Source organism: Hansschlegelia sp. (assembly GCF_035538955.1).
Lineage (GTDB): Bacteria > Pseudomonadota > Alphaproteobacteria > Rhizobiales > Methylopilaceae > Methylopila.
Genome location: NZ_DATLJK010000017.1, coordinates 1 through 14070 on the forward strand (window position 1 = coordinate 1; position 14070 = coordinate 14070).

A 14070-nucleotide genomic window follows, 5' to 3' on the forward strand; every position below is an offset into this window, starting at 1 on the left:
AAACGTCTAACCGCCGAAGTCTCTGTACATGCCCCCAGCTTTACGCCAGAGGCCGCAAGAACCCCGCCGACCACGTTTCTCTTTCAATAAATCTACTTGTCAAACAGCCAACAGACGACAAAACCGCCTGCTCCCAGCCAAGATGGTGACGCCACCCTAGCCGTTCAAGTCCGTCCACAGCCGGCTCCGCTCGATTGCTCGACTTCGCCGTTCTTTTGAGACAGATATCCGGGCCGCCGAGGCCGTTATTGGCCGCCCCGTCGTCCGGTGTGAGGGCTATGTACGCCCGGGCTCCCGGGGTGTCAACGCCGGCTTTCCGAAAAATTGCGCAGCGCGGCGCCGGAGCGGGCCTTCCGGGGGCGCTTATCCACAGCGGGGAGGGGGGCGTCAAAGGCGTCTTGTCCGCAGGAAAACGAGCGCATTCGGTGCGGATCAGGGCGCTTTCATCCACCGGCGGGGGCGGGCCCTACAGAGCGTCGGCGCCGCATCGCGGCATGGAAGAGGCGGCCAAGCCGCGACATCGATCCAGCGCCAAAAGTCCACGTCGGCCCGACGTTCTCGGAGGGGAGGCCATCCGACAGAGCGAGCGCGCTCTCGCCGGCGCCCGCTTCGGCGCGCCGGACGTCAGGAGCCGCCGGAACCCTGCGCAGCCTTCGCGACGAGGGACGCGAAGGCCTCAATCTCACGCTCTCTCAGGGAAAACATCCAGTAGCGCAGCGGGATCTCGATCCGGCCGAGCCTGGCGAGCGCGCCCGTGGCGAGCGCGTGCCGCACGGCGCGCTCGGCGACGAAGCCCGCGCAGCGGCCGGCCTCCAGCGCGGCGGCCACGGCGGCGGTCGAAGCGAGCCTGAGCGACTTGTAGGCGATCCGCCGCGCGTCGATCCCGTTCGCCCCGAGGGCTTCCAGGATGAGCGGCGTGAGGTCGCTCTCCTCCCAGAGGATCGGCCCGAGTTCCGGGAGCGTCGACCAGGACGGGCTCCCGGCGGCGGCCGCCACCGAGGCCGCGCCGGCGAGCACGAGCCTGTCGTCGAACACGCCGAGATGGCGGAACTGCGGATGGCTGGGCGCGATCTCGGTCACCCCGACATCGGCGGTGCCCCGCATGACCCAGGCCTTCACCTCGTCATCGGCGCCGCGCAGCAGCTCGATGCGCGGCATGTCCTTGGCGCCGCCGATGCGCGACACCAGCGCCGGCATCCAGAAGTCATAGGCGTTCGGGCTGCAGGCGACGATCGGGTAGCGGTCCTCGGGCGTGCGGCGGCTCTCAAGGCGGCGGATGGTGAGCTCGACGTCCCGCAGGATGCGCTCCGCCTCCGACAGCAGCACCTGGCCGGCCTCGGTGACGGCGAGCCGTCGGCCGGAGCGGTCGAACAGCGTCACCCCATGCCGCTCCTCGAGCTTCTTGACCGAGATGCTCACCGCGGACTGCGTGAGGCCGAGCTTCTCGGCCGCGATCGTGAAGCTGCCGTATTGGGCGGCGGCCACGAAGATCTTCATCTGCTCGAAGTTCATGCGGCGGCCTTGTCGACAGCGAGCGGCGGCGCGAGGCGCGCCCGCCGGCCGGCTCCATCAACTTCCGCGCCAGCCGCGCTGCGGCGCTGAAGGCGCGGCGCCGCTTGATCGTTCAGGCGGCGCCGGGCGTGAACCGGATAAGCCCGGTTAATGGCCGCAGGCCGAGAAGCCTTCCAGCCTCGCGTAGCCATGAATTCGGTTTCGACCTCACAAGGGAAATTAATGTCGCCGTCTCCGATCTGAGCCGCGACTGCGGAAGGACCGCCCGGAAGCGGCCGTTTCTTGTTCAGCAGCTTCAATTTTGAGCGCGCCGAGCGGCTTCGACGCGCGTGGCACATGGCTTGCGCAAGCCTCCACGACCCGCGGGCGCCATCGCCGCCCGACCGAACGCCGGAGGACTGGCATGGATAAGGCGCAACTCGTCGTTTCACCACATCTAACGCAGGGCCTCGGCTTAACGCTGATGATCGGCTGCGGCCTTGTCTTCCTCGTGCTGGCTTATGTCATCAAGACGAAGCTCGTGCGCAACACGCATGACTTCATCATCTCCAACCGGCGCATCGGCCTCGGCTTCGGGGTCGGCGCGATCGTCTCGGTGTGGACCTGGGCGATGGCGGTGATGATGAGCTCCGCCATGACGTTCCAGTGGGGCCTCTCGGGCCTGTTCTGGTTCGTAGTGCCGAACGGCTTCGCGATCATGGCCGTGGTGCCGCTCGCCAAGGTTCTGCGCCGGCGGATGCCGGCCGGCTACACGATCAGCCAGTTCATCTTCAACCGTTTCGAGCAGTCCCGCGTCGCCTCCGGCGTCGTCACGGTGACGATGATCTTCGGCATCCTGCTCGAGATCCTGATCAACCTGAAGGGCACGGCGGTCGTGATGTCGACCGTGTTCACGATCGACTGGCGGCTGGCGACGCTGCTGACAGTCGCGGTGGTGCTCGCCTACTCGTATTTCGGCGGGCTGTGGACCAGCGTGATGACCGGCACGATCAACACCTGGATGATCACCGTGCCGTCCGCGATCGTGGTCGTCGCGGTGCTCGGGCTGATCGACGGCGGCGCGACGGCGGTGTTCGACAAGGTGGCGGACGCCGATCCCTCAAAACTGTCGGTGTTCAACACCGACGCAGCGGCCGGGTTCGGCGTGACGCTCGCCTTCGGCCTGCTGGCGGCGACGGTCGCGGACCAGACGTTCTGGCAGAAGGTCTGGGCGATCCGGCCGAACCAGGTCGGCCGCTCCTTCCTGTGGGCGGGCGTGCTGTTCTACCCGATCCCGATCTGCTTCGGCGTCCTGGGCCTCGTCGGCCTCGCCTATGGCCTCACCCCGGCGGATGTCGGCGGCGACATCGTCGCGGTCGGGCCTTACATCATCTCGCACATCGGCCTGCCGCTCGTGCTGATCGTGGCCTACGTGCTCGCCATCCTGGCGGCCTGCTACTCCACCATCGACGGCGCCAGCTCGGCCCTGTCCTCGATCGTCGCGGTCGACATCGTGAAGCGCTATGCGCCGAAGACGTCGGAGTCGCGGCTGTTCTACATCACCAAGCTGTCGATGCTGCTGGGCGGGATCATCGCCGCGGTGATCGTGCTCTCGGGCGCCGACTTCACCTCCCTGGTGCTGACCACCTACGCGCTCAAGACCTCCGTCTTAATGCCGCTGATCCTCGCCATCTTGTGGCCGCGGACCAATACGGCCGGCTTCGTGGGCGGGATCGTGCTGTCGATCCTGATCGGGATGACGCTGCGGGCGGAATACGGCGAACTCGTCGGCACGCTCTCGATCGTGGCGATCAGCGCGGCGGTCGTCATCGCCGCGGGGCTCGCGTCCCGGCGGGCGTTCGACATGGGCGAGCTCGGCGTCAAGCAGGCCGTCAACCTCGAAGGCTGATCGACCCGGCCAAGGGCGCGGCGTTCCGGCGCCGCGTCCGTCTCCCACATCCTTGGAGCCTCCAGATGTCCATGCTTCTCATGCTGTTCCTGGCGCTTGGCGCGCTGGCCACCATCCTGTTCGTCGCCGGCTATGTGCGAGGGACCCGCATCGCGCTTGCGAGCTACGCCGACGACACCGTCGAGGTCGACGATAGCGGCGACGTCAAGACTTACTGGTGGAGCATCGCGCTCGCCGTCGCGGGCGCGGCCCTGGCGATCGGCCTTGCGGGCGTCCACCCGCTCTTCATCTATGCCGGCCCGCTGATGGTGCTGGTGACGGCGGCCGGCATCGGCCTCGCATTTTTCCTCGAGAACGACGCCAAGGCGCGCCCGTGAGCGCCAGCGCCTCCGCAAGCAAGACCCCCGGCGCCATGCGGTTCGGCGTCTGGTTGCCGGTCTATGGCGGCTGGCTCCGCACCGTCGATCAACCGACCGCGCCGGACGTCGCCGCCTGCCTCGCGATCGCGCAGCAGGCGGAGGCGCTCGGCTTCGACTTTCTCTATGCCTCGGAAAACCTGCTGAACTGCATCCATGGGCCGTCGGAGGGCGTGGCCGACGCCTGGAGCCTGCTCGGCGCGATCGCCGCCACCACCAACCGGATCGGGCTCTGCGGCGCGGTCAAACCGGGCTTCCGGTCGCCTTTCCTGGTGGCGCGGATGCTGGACACGCTGAGCAAGGTCGCCGAGCGGCCCCTGGCGCTCAACATCGTCTGCGGCTGGTGGAAGGAGGAGTTCGAGCTCTCCGGGGTGAGCTGGCTGGATCACGCCGGACGCTACGACCGGGCGGGCGCGTTCCTGCGCGATCTGCACGGCCTGTTCCGGCCGGCGGCGCAGCTGGCGCATGCGGCCGACGAAGAGGACGCCGCGCCGGTGTTTCCGGCGGGCGGCGACGCGGCCGCGGGAGCGCCGCCGAGCTACGGGCTCGACCAGAGCTCGATGCCGGAGGTGTGGATCGCGGGCCATTCGCCGCGCGCCACGCGAATGGCGGCGGAGTGGGGCCACTGCCTGTTCCTCAACGGCATGCCGGACGCCGAGATGAAGCGTCACATCGAGGCGTCTCGCCAGGAGGCGAACCGCTGGGGCCGCTCCATCGAGATCGCGGTCAACGCCTATGTGATCGCGACCGAAAGCCCGGCGCAGGCCCAGGAGCGCTGGCGATCGGTCGTCGCCCGGCGCAACGTCGAGACCATCTCGTTCTTCCGGCAGGTGATGCGGCAGTCCGGCGCCGCCGCCTGGGCCGATCTCGACGAAGAGCAGATGGTCGACTCCAACGCCGGGTTCGAGCTCGGGCTGATCGGCAGCTTCGAGGAGGTGCGGGCGCGCATCCCCGAACTCGCCGCGATCGGGGTCGACCGGATCGTCTGCCAGTTCGACGACCCGATGCGCGACGCCGGCCCCTTCACCAAACGGGTCATCCGGCCCCTCCAGCAGAACCTCGAGCCGCGCAGCGTCGCCTGACGCGGGGGTCCCGCCGGCCTTTCATCGAAATCCGCGGCGCGAGCCGCGCGCAAGGAGCCTCCCATGCCCGCCAAAAAGAAGGCCCACCTGCTGGGGTTCGTCCAGCACGGCGTCAACAGCCACGCCACCGGGATGTGGCGGAACTTCAAGGACAAGATCAATTACGACTTCGCCCGGCCGGCCTACTGGCGGCACATGGCCCGCACGATGGAGCGCGGCTTCTTCGACGCGATGTTCATCGCCGACGAGCTCGCGCCGTACTCGACGTTCGGCGACAGCTCGGACGCCACCGTGAAGTACGCCGTGCAGTGCCCGACCCACGAACCCTCGACCATCGTGCCCATCATCACCGGCGCGACGGAGCGTCTGGGCGTCGGCGTCACCCTGTCGACGATGTTCATGCACCCTTACGCAATGAGCCGGCTGCTCTCGAGCCTCGACCATCTCACCGAGGGGCGCGTCGCGTGGAACGTCGTCAGCTCCTACTCGAAGAGCGAGTGGGAAGCTTATGGTCATGTCGACATGACGCCGCGGGGCGAGCGCTACGACAAGATGGAGGAGTATCTCGACGTCTGTTACCAGCTCTGGGATTCCTGGGCGCCCGACGCCATCGTCGCCGACAAGGCCACGGGCGTCTACGCCGATCCGGACAAGGTCCGGCTGATCGACCACCAGGGCAAGTACTTCAAATGCAAGGGGCGGCACTTCTGCGCGCCATCCCCGCAGGGGCGGCCGGTGATCTGGCAGGCCGGCTCCTCCGACCGCGGCCGTGACTTCGCGGCTCAGCACGCGGAGGCGATCTTCGCCGTGCATCCCGGCGTCGACCGCATGAAGCAGTATGCGAGCGATCTGGACGAGCGGCTGGAGACGAAGTTCGATCGACGCGCCGGCAGCGTGAAGTACATCTACGGACTGCAGACCGTGGTGGCGGAGACGCGGTCAGAGGCGCAAGAGAAGTATGAGCGGATCAAGGCGTGCATCCCCCTCGAGGGGGCGGTCGCCTGGATGTCCGGTCATTTCGGGCTCGATTTCTCGAAAATGAGACTCGATGAGAACGTCCAGAACCTCGAGGTGCCGGGGATCCAGGGCTTGTTCGAGTCGATCATCTACGCGAAGGACCCGGACGGTAAGGTTCCCGTCACGGTCAAGGAGGCCGCGCTGATCTACGCTCAAGGCATGGGCATGCCGGTCGCGGTCGGAACCGCCGCCGACATCGCCGACCAGATGGAGACCTATATGGACGAGGGCGGCGCGGACGGCTTCATGCTGGCGGCGACCTATACGCCCGGCTGCTTTGAGGAGTTCGTCGACTTGGTGGTCCCGGAGCTGCAGCGGCGCGGGCGGCTGCGAACCGCCTATGAGGGCGCGACGCTGCGCGAAAACCTGCTGTCCTCATGAGCGCTCCGAGCGCGGAGGCGGCGCAGAACCCGGCCTCCGTCGTCGACGACTTCAAGGCGGCGTTCCGGCGGCTCGCCTCCGGCGTCTGCGTCGTCACCTTTCAGCGCGGCGAGGATCTCCACGGCTTCACTGCGACCTCAGTGACGTCGGTCTCGGCCGATCCGCCGATGCTGCTGTTCTGCGTCTCCCGGCGCAGCGACAGCTTCGACAGCATGATCGCCGGCGCGCGGATCGGCGTGTCGGTTCTCTCCGGCGCGCAACGCGCCCTGTCGGAGACCTTCGCGAGCAAGGTCCAGCCGGGCAGCTACCGCCAAATTCCCAGCCGCCGCCTGTGCGGCGCGCTTGTGCTGACGGACGCGCTCGCCGCGATCTCCGGCGTCGTGACGCAAGTCGTGCCGGCGGGCGACAACATCGTCGTTTTCTGCGAGGTCGAAGCTGCGGAGCTCGGGCCCGCCGGGAGCCCGCTGCTCTATTTCGAGGGCGGCTATCTCACCGCCGGCCAGGACGGGCGCTGCTGAGACGCCGCCGCTCTCGCTTCTCTGGAGCTCGTCGCGCGCCGCCACGGGGCGCATAGGCGCACGATCTTACCTCTGAGCGTCGAGGGGCGGCTCAAGCTCGGCAGGCCCGCCGCATCTCCGCGCGGCGAGCCAGTTCTGCGCACACATCGCACACGTATTGTGGCGCCTGAGCTGCGAAGCCAGCCTCTCATTGCCGAGAAACTTCTTGTAAATAGGGGAGGGTGCGCGCATCTTCCAAAGTGATCTACGGTCATAGCTTCTGCCATATCGGCGGATTTGCGGGACCGGCCACGCATTTTTATTTCAGAAGAGGCGGGACCGGCGGCGCTGTGTCGCCGTCAAGCCTATGCTGATCGCTCTGACGGCGGGTCCAAGGCTCTCCGGCGAGCCGCCAGGATGACGCGACTGCCGGACGCCGTTCCGGGCGCTCGGAAGCCGGCGGCAAGGAACCCCTGAGGCCAAACCATGTCGACGCGCAGCACCGAAACCACCGTGACGTTCCAGAAGCCGTTCAAGCTCAAGGCGTTTGACGAGCGGCAGCCGGCCGGAACCTATCGCCTCCTGATCGACGAGGAGGAGATCCTTGGCGTCTCGTTTCTCGCTTTCCGCAGGACCGCCACGATGCTGCTCACGCCGGCGCTTTCTGCAGGCGCCGGCGTGAGCCGGTCCTACCTCGTCGACAGCGCAGAGCTTGCGGCGGCGCTTGAGGCGGACGGCGGCCAACCGGAGCGCGCTGTTTAGCGAGCGCTTCGTCCGATCAATGCAATCTCAAGAGAATAAGGAGCAGCAAATGGCGGTTCATCGGTTCAAGGTCGGGCAGACGGTCGCGTTGTCGGCGGGCTTCGGCACGCGCCGCGTGGTGGCGAAGATCACCCGCCTGATGCCTTCGGGACGGGAAGAGGGAGATCCCCAGTACCGTGTGAAGGACGCCTCGGAAAATCATGAGCGCGTCGCCGCCGAAAGCGGAATGACCAAGCTGGACTGAGGCGGTCGCGCGTCGTCGGAAGCGATCTTTCCGAAGGCGCGCGTCTGGACTTCGGCCGGAGCGCGATGAACTGCGCCCCGCCTCGAGCGGCGCGCGTTCGACGTCGCGGAGGCCGGGCGGCGATCAGGCCGCGGACGCGGCTCTCGTCGGGCCCTTCTGGGCGGCCGGCTGGGACCAGCCGAGCGAGCCGTTCTTCATCGCCGGGAGATCGCCGGTCGCGACGACCTGCGCGACGGCGCCGACCGGCGCAGTCTTGCTGTCCGCCAGCACGAGGCTCAATTCATGGCCGTCCTCGGTGACGAAGGCGACCTTGGCGCCGCCGCGGAAAAGCGCGAGCGCCGACCCGGCGACCTCGATTTCGCCGGAGGCCGTGACCAAGCCGCCCTTCTGTTCGTAGCACTCGATTTCAAGCGCGCTCGCCACCAGGCCATCGCTTAAAGTTCCTCGGCGATTAATGCGGCCTAAATATTTCATCTGATACTCTTCTTTAGAGGGTAAAAATTTCTCCGCTCACCTAATCATACTTGACGGCTGCGCTGAAATTATTTTGGGCGCGAGATTTTTTCGAGCAGAAGACGGGTTACTTTCGGTGGCGCATGCTCCGTTGGTCCGGCGCGTCAGCGGCGGCGGCGAAACGGGTTCATGCGCAATGACTTGGGCCGCGGCGCGGCATGACGGCGGAAGGCGGCTCCCTTGGCGAAGTTGATCGAAGTGAAGAGTCTCGGCGGCATGAACTTCGTCCGCCCGGACCGTGTGATTGCGATCCAGACGTCGCCGACCGGCGCCACGGTCATCGTCATGGAGGGCGGGGCGGTGGTGAACTCTTCGGAAACGACGCTGGCGGTCGCCGCGCGGCTGCGGGCGGCCGAAGACGACCGGTAGGGCGGAAGCCGGGAGCCCGGCCTCAGGGCGCCTCTGGAGGTTCGCGACGGCAGACGCCTCTCGTATGCGTCTCGATCGCAGCCAGCGCATCGTCGAGTGAATTGAACGGACCGCACCGCATCCCGGTCATCGTCACCCGCGCGTTGCCGTCGGGCTCGACCAGAAACGTGCCGCCCTCGACTGCGCGCACCACCCCCATCGAGCGGCCGAGAAGATCGGTCAGCCGCCATTCGTTTCCGCCGGCGACCGGTTTGACCATAACGTCCAAGAGCGCTCCTGCGTCCGCTGCGGTCCCGCCCGCGCGTGAAACCGCCAGCCAGACCTCGATAGCGCCTGCTAACGCGCACGTCTTTTCTAGCGGAAATGTACCTGGAAACAATCCTTGTAAACCGGGCGTGCCGGGCGTACTAACAACCGGTTAGTTCAGTGACGTACGATTTGGCCCAGACGAGCGACAACTCGCGGCCGGGTTTTATTTCTATGAAATGGCAAATCCCACGCGCTGGCTTTCGGGCGGGCGCGCATCTTTCGTTGTTTTAAAAAGGAGTTCCCATGTCTTCGGGAACAGTTAAATGGTTCAACGCCCAGAAGGGCTTCGGTTTCATTGCGCCGGATGACGGCGGAGCCGACGCCTTCGTGCATATCAGCGCCATGGAGCGCGCCGGCATCTTCGATCTCCAGGAAGGCCAGAAGGTCACCTACGAGCTCGTCGCCGACCGCAAGAGCGGCAAGATGACGGCCGACCGGCTGCAAATTCAGGCCTGATCCCGCCGCAGCGCGCCGATCGAGCGAGGTCGACCACGGATGTACTGGCGAACCTCGCTTGCGGCCGCGCCGCAGCGTCAGGCCCGGAGGGGCGCTTAGGCGTCCTCACGCCCCGTCGTCTCAAGGACGGCGGGGTTTTTCTTTCGGCCCAAGCTCGGCGGGCCGATCAGACCGGGAGCAAGGCGCATGGCCAAGGCACAGAAGCGCGGCAACAAGGAAGCCAAGAAGCCCAAAAAGGTTCGCGAGCCCGTCGCGCCCCCGATGACGCTCACGCGCGGCATTTCCGCGACCTCCGGCACGCCGCCGAAGCCCAAGAAGTCCTGAACGGATTGCGCCTCGCGCCAGCACGGCCGGCGTCGCCCTGATTTTCCAAGCGCGCACGGGCGCAGCCGCTCGTGCGCCTGCCGTCGCGCTGGCGATGGCGGATTGTCCCCGACGTGGAACGACGGGCGGCATAGGCGCCGCGCAACGCCAGCGCCGGAGAGCCGCTGCGGCTGGGCGACGCGCCCGATTGATATTATCGTACGGGGCGGATCTGAGGTCGTCATGACCGGACGCCCGACGCGAGAGCAGGCCGATGTCGCGGCCGCAGTCCTCAATAGCCTGTCCGGCCCGAACAGGCCGATGATCGTCGCGCGTCCCGCTGAGAGCGAAGCGCCTCCGCACGGCCGAGGCCGGTCCCCGTCAGCCGGCGCCGTCGCGCTCCGGCGGCCCGCATCCTTCCGTTCCCCGGTATCCGGAGGTCGCGCATGACGCTTGAGCCTTATTGGCCGTCGCTCTTCGGCGGGATCGCGATCGGCCTCGCGGCGGCGCTGATGATGACGCTGAACGGCCGCGTCGCAGGCGTCAGCGGCATTCTCAGCGGGCTTTGGCGCCGCACCGACGCGGGCGTCGCCGTGAACGCCGCGTTTGCGGCGGGCCTCGTGCTCGGGCCCGCGCTCTACGCTCTGGTCTTCGGCCGGCTGCCGGAGATCCACGTCGTCGCCTCGGCGCCGGTGCTGGTGATCGCCGGCCTGCTCGTCGGCTACGGCGTGCGCATGGGCTCCGGCTGCACCAGCGGCCACGGCGTCGTCGGCCTCGCCCGCCTCTCGCCGCGCTCGATGGCCGCGGTCGCGACCTTCCTCGCGACCGCGGTCGCCACAGTCGCCGTCATGCGTCTGGCGGGGGCGTCATGAACGGCGCGCGCGTCATCGCAGCGGGGCTGAGCGGCCTCGTCTTCGGCTTCGGGCTGGCGCTGTCGGGGATGCTGGACCCCGCGCGGGTCCGCGGCTTCCTCGACGTCTTCGGCGCCTGGGACCCGAGCCTCGCCTTCGTGCTAGGCGGCGCGGTCGCGACCGCGTCGCTCGGCGTCTGGCTCTCGCGACGGCTGCCGCGGCCGGCCTTCGACGAGCGCTTTCACCTGCCCACGAGCCGGACGATTGACGGGCGGCTCATCGGCGGCGCGGCGATCTTCGGGGTCGGCTGGGGCATGGCCGGGCTCTGCCCCGGTCCGGCCGTGGCGTCGATCGCGCTCGGCGTTCCGGCGACCCTGCTCTTCCTGGCTGCGATGCTGGCCGGGATGGCGTTTTACGACCGGGCAGAGATCCGCCTGTTCCGGCGGCGCAGCCCGCTTCACGGCTGATGGAGGAGACCATGACCGGGCGCCCGGACGTCACGACGTTCTTCGATCCCGCGACCAACACCTTTTCCTACGTGGTGACGGACCCCGCGAGCGACGCCTGCGCCATCGTGGATAGCGTGCTGGATTTCGACTACGCCTCCGGCCGCGTCAGTCATGCATCCGCCGACGCCGTCATCGCGCATGTCCGCAGCCGGGGCCTGAGAGTCGAGTGGCTGCTCGAGACCCATGTGCACGCCGACCATCTGTCGGCCGCTCCCTACATCCAGCAGGCGGTCGGCGGAAAGATCGCAATCGGCGCGGGCATTCGCGTCGTGCAGGAGACCTTCGGCAAGGTCTTCAACGAGGGCAGCGAGTTCCAGCGCGACGGCTCGCAGTTCGACCGCCTGTTCGAGGACGGCGACACGTTCGGCGTCGGCGGCCTCGAAGGCCGCGTCATGCACACGCCCGGCCACACGCCCGCCTGCGTCACTTATGTGATCGGCGACGCCGCCTTTGTGGGCGACACGCTGTTCATGCCCGACGGCGGCACGGCGCGCGCGGATTTCCCGGGCGGCGACGCCCGGACGCTGTTCCGGTCGATCAGGAAGGTCCTCGCGCTGCCGCCCGAGACCCGGCTCTTCATGTGCCATGACTATGGGCCGAACGGGCGGGACATCCGAGGCGAGACCACGGTCGCGGCGGAACGCGCCGAAAACATTCATGTGCGCGACGGCGTGAGCGAGGACGAGTTCGTGAAGATGCGCACCGAGCGCGACGCCACGCTCGCCATGCCCAAGCTGATCATCCCGTCGCTTCAGGTGAACATGAAAGCCGGCGAGCTGCCCGAGCCCGAGGACAACGGCAGGCGCTACCTCAAGGTCCCGATCGACGGGCTCTGACGGCGCGCCTTCGGAAAGGCCGGTCGCTCTGGGCTGACCCGCTGATGGACCGGCCGGCCGATCTGATTCAGATCACCGGCGCGGCGCTTTCCGTGTCGACACCCAGATGATCGGCGCGACAGACAGCAGGATGCCGCTGACGAGCGCGCCGACGGCGATGAGCCCCCGGCTGGAGATCTCGATCTCGGCCTCGGTCGAGACGGGCCCGCATCGCAGCTTCCACGAGGCCCTGTGGATCTCGGCGCGGCGGGCTGGGACTTCGGCGTCGGACATTTGCGCTCTCCTCCGCTGCTAAGGCGCAGGCTAGATCGCCGGTTCCACGCCTCCGCCGGAACGAACAGGCGCGCCCGCGCCGCAACCGAGATGCTCGCACGGCTCCGTCGCCTCTGCGAGGCTCGGCGTCCAGAAACGACGAAAGCCGCGGAGCGATCCGCGGCTTTTCGGCAGTCTGAGAACTGGAGCGGGCGAAGGGATTCGAACCCTCGACCCCAACCTTGGCAAACGATAATTGACAAGGTGTGATCGTATACTGCTGAACGCTTGCGGACAAGAGGCGACGGTGCAGTTCAAAACTGCGGCCGTTTCATCTTTGAACCAGCGTAGTGCCCCTTGTCCAACTGAGAACCCCAAAGGAGGGGCGTGAAAGTAACCGCGGTGCAACCCGCGCAGGGAGCCTTGGTCGATAATTGTGCCGGTCCCATCGGCGTGATCCGGTCACTCTCCAATGAGGGAGAAGCATCATGCCGCGACAAACCAAAGAGACGCCGGCTTCGGCGGGATCTGAGCCGCAAGTGGAGCCACTCCTGACGATCCAGGAAGCCGCGCGGCGGCTTGGCGTCCATGACTGGGCGTTGCGGCGAGCGGTGAAGTCGGGAGCGGTGCCCGCCTACGCGCCGTTCAACAGCCGGAAACTGGTGAGGCTCTCTGAGGTCCTAGGAGTTATCCAGGCCTCGCGGATCTAGCCCCGTTCGTTGGCCACTGCGTTGCTGCCGTAGTGCCCGCGGCATACGTCGCTACCGCACCCTATGTAGACCGCGCACAGTACCCCAGCTTGTATGGCTGGCGCGGCTACGCGCACGCGGCTACCTGGCTGGTGGCTGAAACCGGCGTGAGAGGGCTGAGATGTACGATCCGGAGGTCACTCGCGCTCCCGACGACGAGGCGCACTTCTGGCGGATGGTCGAGGACAATCTCGAGCACGCGCGTCACGTGCTTTTCGATTACGTCGCGGAGACGCGCGAGGAGGCCGTTCGGGGCGAGTTCCGCACTGGCGGGCCTAAAGAAACCTCCCTCGCGCCGATGTCAGTTCTCTCATTTCGGGCTGTCAGCAGCGAGTACGACCAGCGCGACTATTGCCTTGAGCTAGGACGTGCGACCTTCCCGGTCGCGCAGAGGCTTGCGCGGGCCAGAGCGCTCACCCCGGAGTTCGCTCAGGCTTGGGGCGTGCTTCAGTTCTGTCACGGGTATCTGGCTTCCCACCTTTTCGATGATGCTGACACGTTGGCGCAGTCCCGCGCCGCGCTGCGTTCGGCGGTCGCTCGGTCCAACCTGCCACAGAGAACTTGGATCGCTAAGCTCGCGCTTATGGGAAGGGCCGAAGGCTTGAAGCGTAGCGAAATCGACGAGCGCCTCGGTGCCTATATCGCGTCGTTCCCTCGCTCCCCGACATTCCCGGCGGCCTGGTTTGACGTCCTCATAAAAAAGGGACAGCTCCGGGACACGTTCACCGAGAAGCGATTCAGCTACCTGGAAATGGAAGCACTTGTCGATGAGGGCATCGACGATCCGATCCCTCCGGTGCCGGGGAAATTCCCGTAGTGCGGCACTCCGGGATGGCTTGGCGTCGGGCCAGTGCAACGGTGTCTCCGCGGCGACGACTGGGTCGCTAGATGGAGACAGGAGATGACGCACAACAATGATGGTGGCGCGACCGACTTGGATCGGCTGCGCACGTTCAAGGAGGCCGCTGACCTCCTTGGGCTTCCTTACTTCAAGATACAGCGCGCTGCCCGACTGGGCCTAGTGCCGACCTATCGTCTCTTCAACAGCCGGAAATACGTCAGGGCGAGCGAGATCCTCGCCTGCATGGCGGCAACCGCGAACAGCTAACCACTCCCACAACATC

The 14070-nt window shown here is 67.0% G+C and carries 20 protein-coding genes; 16 read left to right on the forward strand and 4 right to left on the reverse strand.

The window, feature by feature from the left end; genetic code table 11:
* Nucleotides 1-624 precede the first annotated feature (624 nt).
* On the reverse strand, nucleotides 625-1512 hold the full coding sequence (locus VM780_RS16040; RefSeq protein WP_325449153.1) for a LysR family transcriptional regulator: 888 nt from the start codon (nucleotides 1510-1512) through the stop codon (nucleotides 625-627).
* Between the two features lie 403 nt (nucleotides 1513-1915).
* Here VM780_RS16040 and VM780_RS16045 point away from each other — a divergent pair, with 403 nt between their 5' ends.
* From VM780_RS16045 to VM780_RS16075, 7 genes are all read left to right on the forward strand, one after another.
* Complete coding sequence (locus VM780_RS16045) at nucleotides 1916-3400, forward strand: sodium:solute symporter family transporter (RefSeq protein ID WP_325449155.1); 1485 nt, start codon at nucleotides 1916-1918, stop codon at nucleotides 3398-3400.
* A gap of 65 nt (nucleotides 3401-3465) precedes the next feature.
* Nucleotides 3466-3777 carry a hypothetical protein gene (locus VM780_RS16050; RefSeq protein ID WP_325449157.1) on the forward strand — a complete coding sequence of 104 codons (312 nt, stop codon included), beginning with the start codon at nucleotides 3466-3468 and terminating at the stop codon, nucleotides 3775-3777.
* Entirely contained in the window at nucleotides 3774-4898 is a 1125-nt protein-coding gene (locus tag VM780_RS16055; RefSeq protein ID WP_325449159.1) for an LLM class flavin-dependent oxidoreductase, read from the forward strand. Before VM780_RS16050 ends, VM780_RS16055 begins: the two co-directional genes overlap by 4 nt.
* A 63-nt stretch (nucleotides 4899-4961) precedes the next feature.
* Nucleotides 4962-6296 (forward strand): LLM class flavin-dependent oxidoreductase, encoded by a 1335-nt coding sequence (locus VM780_RS16060; protein WP_325449161.1) that lies wholly within the window; start codon nucleotides 4962-4964, stop codon nucleotides 6294-6296.
* Nucleotides 6293-6814, forward strand: a complete 522-nt coding sequence (locus VM780_RS16065) for a flavin reductase family protein (RefSeq protein ID WP_325449163.1) — start codon at nucleotides 6293-6295, stop codon at nucleotides 6812-6814. The genes VM780_RS16060 and VM780_RS16065 overlap by 4 nt, the downstream gene beginning before the upstream one ends.
* A gap of 465 nt (nucleotides 6815-7279) precedes the next feature.
* A complete protein-coding gene (locus VM780_RS16070) occupies nucleotides 7280-7555 on the forward strand; it encodes a hypothetical protein (RefSeq protein ID WP_325449164.1) in 276 nt (91 codons plus the stop codon).
* A gap of 49 nt (nucleotides 7556-7604) precedes the next feature.
* Complete coding sequence (locus tag VM780_RS16075) at nucleotides 7605-7799, forward strand: hypothetical protein (RefSeq protein WP_325449166.1); 195 nt, start codon at nucleotides 7605-7607, stop codon at nucleotides 7797-7799.
* A 123-nt stretch (nucleotides 7800-7922) separates the two neighbouring features.
* On the opposite strand, the gene VM780_RS16080 is transcribed toward VM780_RS16075, so the two are convergent.
* A complete protein-coding gene (locus VM780_RS16080; RefSeq protein ID WP_325449168.1) occupies nucleotides 7923-8222 on the reverse strand; it encodes a hypothetical protein in 300 nt (99 codons plus the stop codon).
* A 270-nt stretch (nucleotides 8223-8492) separates the two neighbouring features.
* Between VM780_RS16080 and VM780_RS16085 the strand changes: the two genes are divergently transcribed.
* Nucleotides 8493-8681 (forward strand): hypothetical protein, encoded by a 189-nt coding sequence (locus VM780_RS16085; RefSeq protein ID WP_325449170.1) that lies wholly within the window; start codon nucleotides 8493-8495, stop codon nucleotides 8679-8681.
* Between the two features lie 22 nt (nucleotides 8682-8703).
* Here VM780_RS16085 and VM780_RS16090 read toward each other — a convergent pair whose 3' ends face one another.
* Complete coding sequence (locus VM780_RS16090) at nucleotides 8704-8940, reverse strand: hypothetical protein (RefSeq protein WP_325449700.1); 237 nt, start codon at nucleotides 8938-8940, stop codon at nucleotides 8704-8706.
* Between the two features lie 293 nt (nucleotides 8941-9233).
* Here VM780_RS16090 and VM780_RS16095 point away from each other — a divergent pair, with 293 nt between their 5' ends.
* From VM780_RS16095 to VM780_RS16115, 5 genes are all read left to right on the forward strand, one after another.
* A complete protein-coding gene (locus VM780_RS16095) occupies nucleotides 9234-9446 on the forward strand; it encodes a cold-shock protein (RefSeq protein WP_325449172.1) in 213 nt (70 codons plus the stop codon).
* 186 nt (nucleotides 9447-9632) lie between these two features.
* On the forward strand, nucleotides 9633-9770 hold the full coding sequence (locus tag VM780_RS16100; protein ID WP_325449174.1) for a hypothetical protein: 138 nt from the start codon (nucleotides 9633-9635) through the stop codon (nucleotides 9768-9770).
* 425 nt (nucleotides 9771-10195) lie between these two features.
* Complete coding sequence (locus tag VM780_RS16105) at nucleotides 10196-10621, forward strand: YeeE/YedE family protein (RefSeq protein WP_325449176.1); 426 nt, start codon at nucleotides 10196-10198, stop codon at nucleotides 10619-10621.
* The gene (locus tag VM780_RS16110) at nucleotides 10618-11067 is read left to right on the forward strand and encodes a DUF6691 family protein (protein ID WP_325449178.1); all 450 of its coding nucleotides are present in this window, start codon (nucleotides 10618-10620) and stop codon (nucleotides 11065-11067) included. Before VM780_RS16105 ends, VM780_RS16110 begins: the two co-directional genes overlap by 4 nt.
* A gap of 11 nt (nucleotides 11068-11078) precedes the next feature.
* Entirely contained in the window at nucleotides 11079-11945 is an 867-nt protein-coding gene (locus VM780_RS16115) for an MBL fold metallo-hydrolase (RefSeq protein ID WP_325449180.1), read from the forward strand.
* A 72-nt stretch (nucleotides 11946-12017) separates the two neighbouring features.
* Here the strand turns inward: VM780_RS16115 and VM780_RS16120 are convergent, their stop codons facing one another.
* On the reverse strand, nucleotides 12018-12218 hold the full coding sequence (locus VM780_RS16120; RefSeq protein WP_325449182.1) for a hypothetical protein: 201 nt from the start codon (nucleotides 12216-12218) through the stop codon (nucleotides 12018-12020).
* A 467-nt stretch (nucleotides 12219-12685) separates the two neighbouring features.
* On the opposite strand from VM780_RS16120, the gene VM780_RS17600 reads away from it, so the two are divergent.
* The 3 genes from VM780_RS17600 (at nucleotide 12686) to VM780_RS16130 (ending at nucleotide 14054) form a co-directional block, all read left to right on the forward strand.
* A complete protein-coding gene (locus VM780_RS17600) occupies nucleotides 12686-12907 on the forward strand; it encodes an excisionase family DNA-binding protein (RefSeq protein WP_414652837.1) in 222 nt (73 codons plus the stop codon).
* Between the two features lie 160 nt (nucleotides 12908-13067).
* Nucleotides 13068-13763 carry a hypothetical protein gene (locus tag VM780_RS16125; RefSeq protein WP_325449184.1) on the forward strand — a complete coding sequence of 232 codons (696 nt, stop codon included), beginning with the start codon at nucleotides 13068-13070 and terminating at the stop codon, nucleotides 13761-13763.
* 84 nt (nucleotides 13764-13847) lie between these two features.
* The gene (locus VM780_RS16130) at nucleotides 13848-14054 is read left to right on the forward strand and encodes a hypothetical protein (RefSeq protein WP_325449186.1); all 207 of its coding nucleotides are present in this window, start codon (nucleotides 13848-13850) and stop codon (nucleotides 14052-14054) included.
* The last annotated feature ends 16 nt before the right edge of the window (nucleotides 14055-14070 follow it).

What these genes read in the sequence shown, in the direction of transcription:
- VM780_RS16110 (WP_325449178.1), top strand. Translation starts at nt 10,618, where the DNA reads ATGAACGGCGCGCGCGTCATCGCAGCGGGGCTGAGCGGCCTCGTCTTC.
- VM780_RS16105 (WP_325449176.1), top strand. Translation starts at nt 10,196, where the DNA reads ATGACGCTTGAGCCTTATTGGCCGTCGCTCTTCGGCGGGATCGCGATC.
- VM780_RS16130 (WP_325449186.1), top strand. Translation starts at nt 13,848, where the DNA reads ATGACGCACAACAATGATGGTGGCGCGACCGACTTGGATCGGCTGCGC.
- VM780_RS16125 (WP_325449184.1), top strand. Translation starts at nt 13,068, where the DNA reads ATGTACGATCCGGAGGTCACTCGCGCTCCCGACGACGAGGCGCACTTC.
- VM780_RS16070 (WP_325449164.1), top strand. Translation starts at nt 7,280, where the DNA reads ATGTCGACGCGCAGCACCGAAACCACCGTGACGTTCCAGAAGCCGTTC.
- VM780_RS16040 (WP_325449153.1), bottom strand. Translation starts at nt 1,512, where the DNA reads ATGAACTTCGAGCAGATGAAGATCTTCGTGGCCGCCGCCCAATACGGC.
- VM780_RS16120 (WP_325449182.1), bottom strand. Translation starts at nt 12,218, where the DNA reads ATGTCCGACGCCGAAGTCCCAGCCCGCCGCGCCGAGATCCACAGGGCC.
- VM780_RS17600 (WP_414652837.1), top strand. Translation starts at nt 12,686, where the DNA reads ATGCCGCGACAAACCAAAGAGACGCCGGCTTCGGCGGGATCTGAGCCG.
- VM780_RS16075 (WP_325449166.1), top strand. Translation starts at nt 7,605, where the DNA reads ATGGCGGTTCATCGGTTCAAGGTCGGGCAGACGGTCGCGTTGTCGGCG.
- VM780_RS16050 (WP_325449157.1), top strand. Translation starts at nt 3,466, where the DNA reads ATGTCCATGCTTCTCATGCTGTTCCTGGCGCTTGGCGCGCTGGCCACC.
- VM780_RS16100 (WP_325449174.1), top strand. Translation starts at nt 9,633, where the DNA reads ATGGCCAAGGCACAGAAGCGCGGCAACAAGGAAGCCAAGAAGCCCAAA.
- VM780_RS16115 (WP_325449180.1), top strand. Translation starts at nt 11,079, where the DNA reads ATGACCGGGCGCCCGGACGTCACGACGTTCTTCGATCCCGCGACCAAC.
- VM780_RS16090 (WP_325449700.1), bottom strand. Translation starts at nt 8,940, where the DNA reads ATGGTCAAACCGGTCGCCGGCGGAAACGAATGGCGGCTGACCGATCTT.
- VM780_RS16045 (WP_325449155.1), top strand. Translation starts at nt 1,916, where the DNA reads ATGGATAAGGCGCAACTCGTCGTTTCACCACATCTAACGCAGGGCCTC.
- VM780_RS16060 (WP_325449161.1), top strand. Translation starts at nt 4,962, where the DNA reads ATGCCCGCCAAAAAGAAGGCCCACCTGCTGGGGTTCGTCCAGCACGGC.
- VM780_RS16095 (WP_325449172.1), top strand. Translation starts at nt 9,234, where the DNA reads ATGTCTTCGGGAACAGTTAAATGGTTCAACGCCCAGAAGGGCTTCGGT.
- VM780_RS16065 (WP_325449163.1), top strand. Translation starts at nt 6,293, where the DNA reads ATGAGCGCTCCGAGCGCGGAGGCGGCGCAGAACCCGGCCTCCGTCGTC.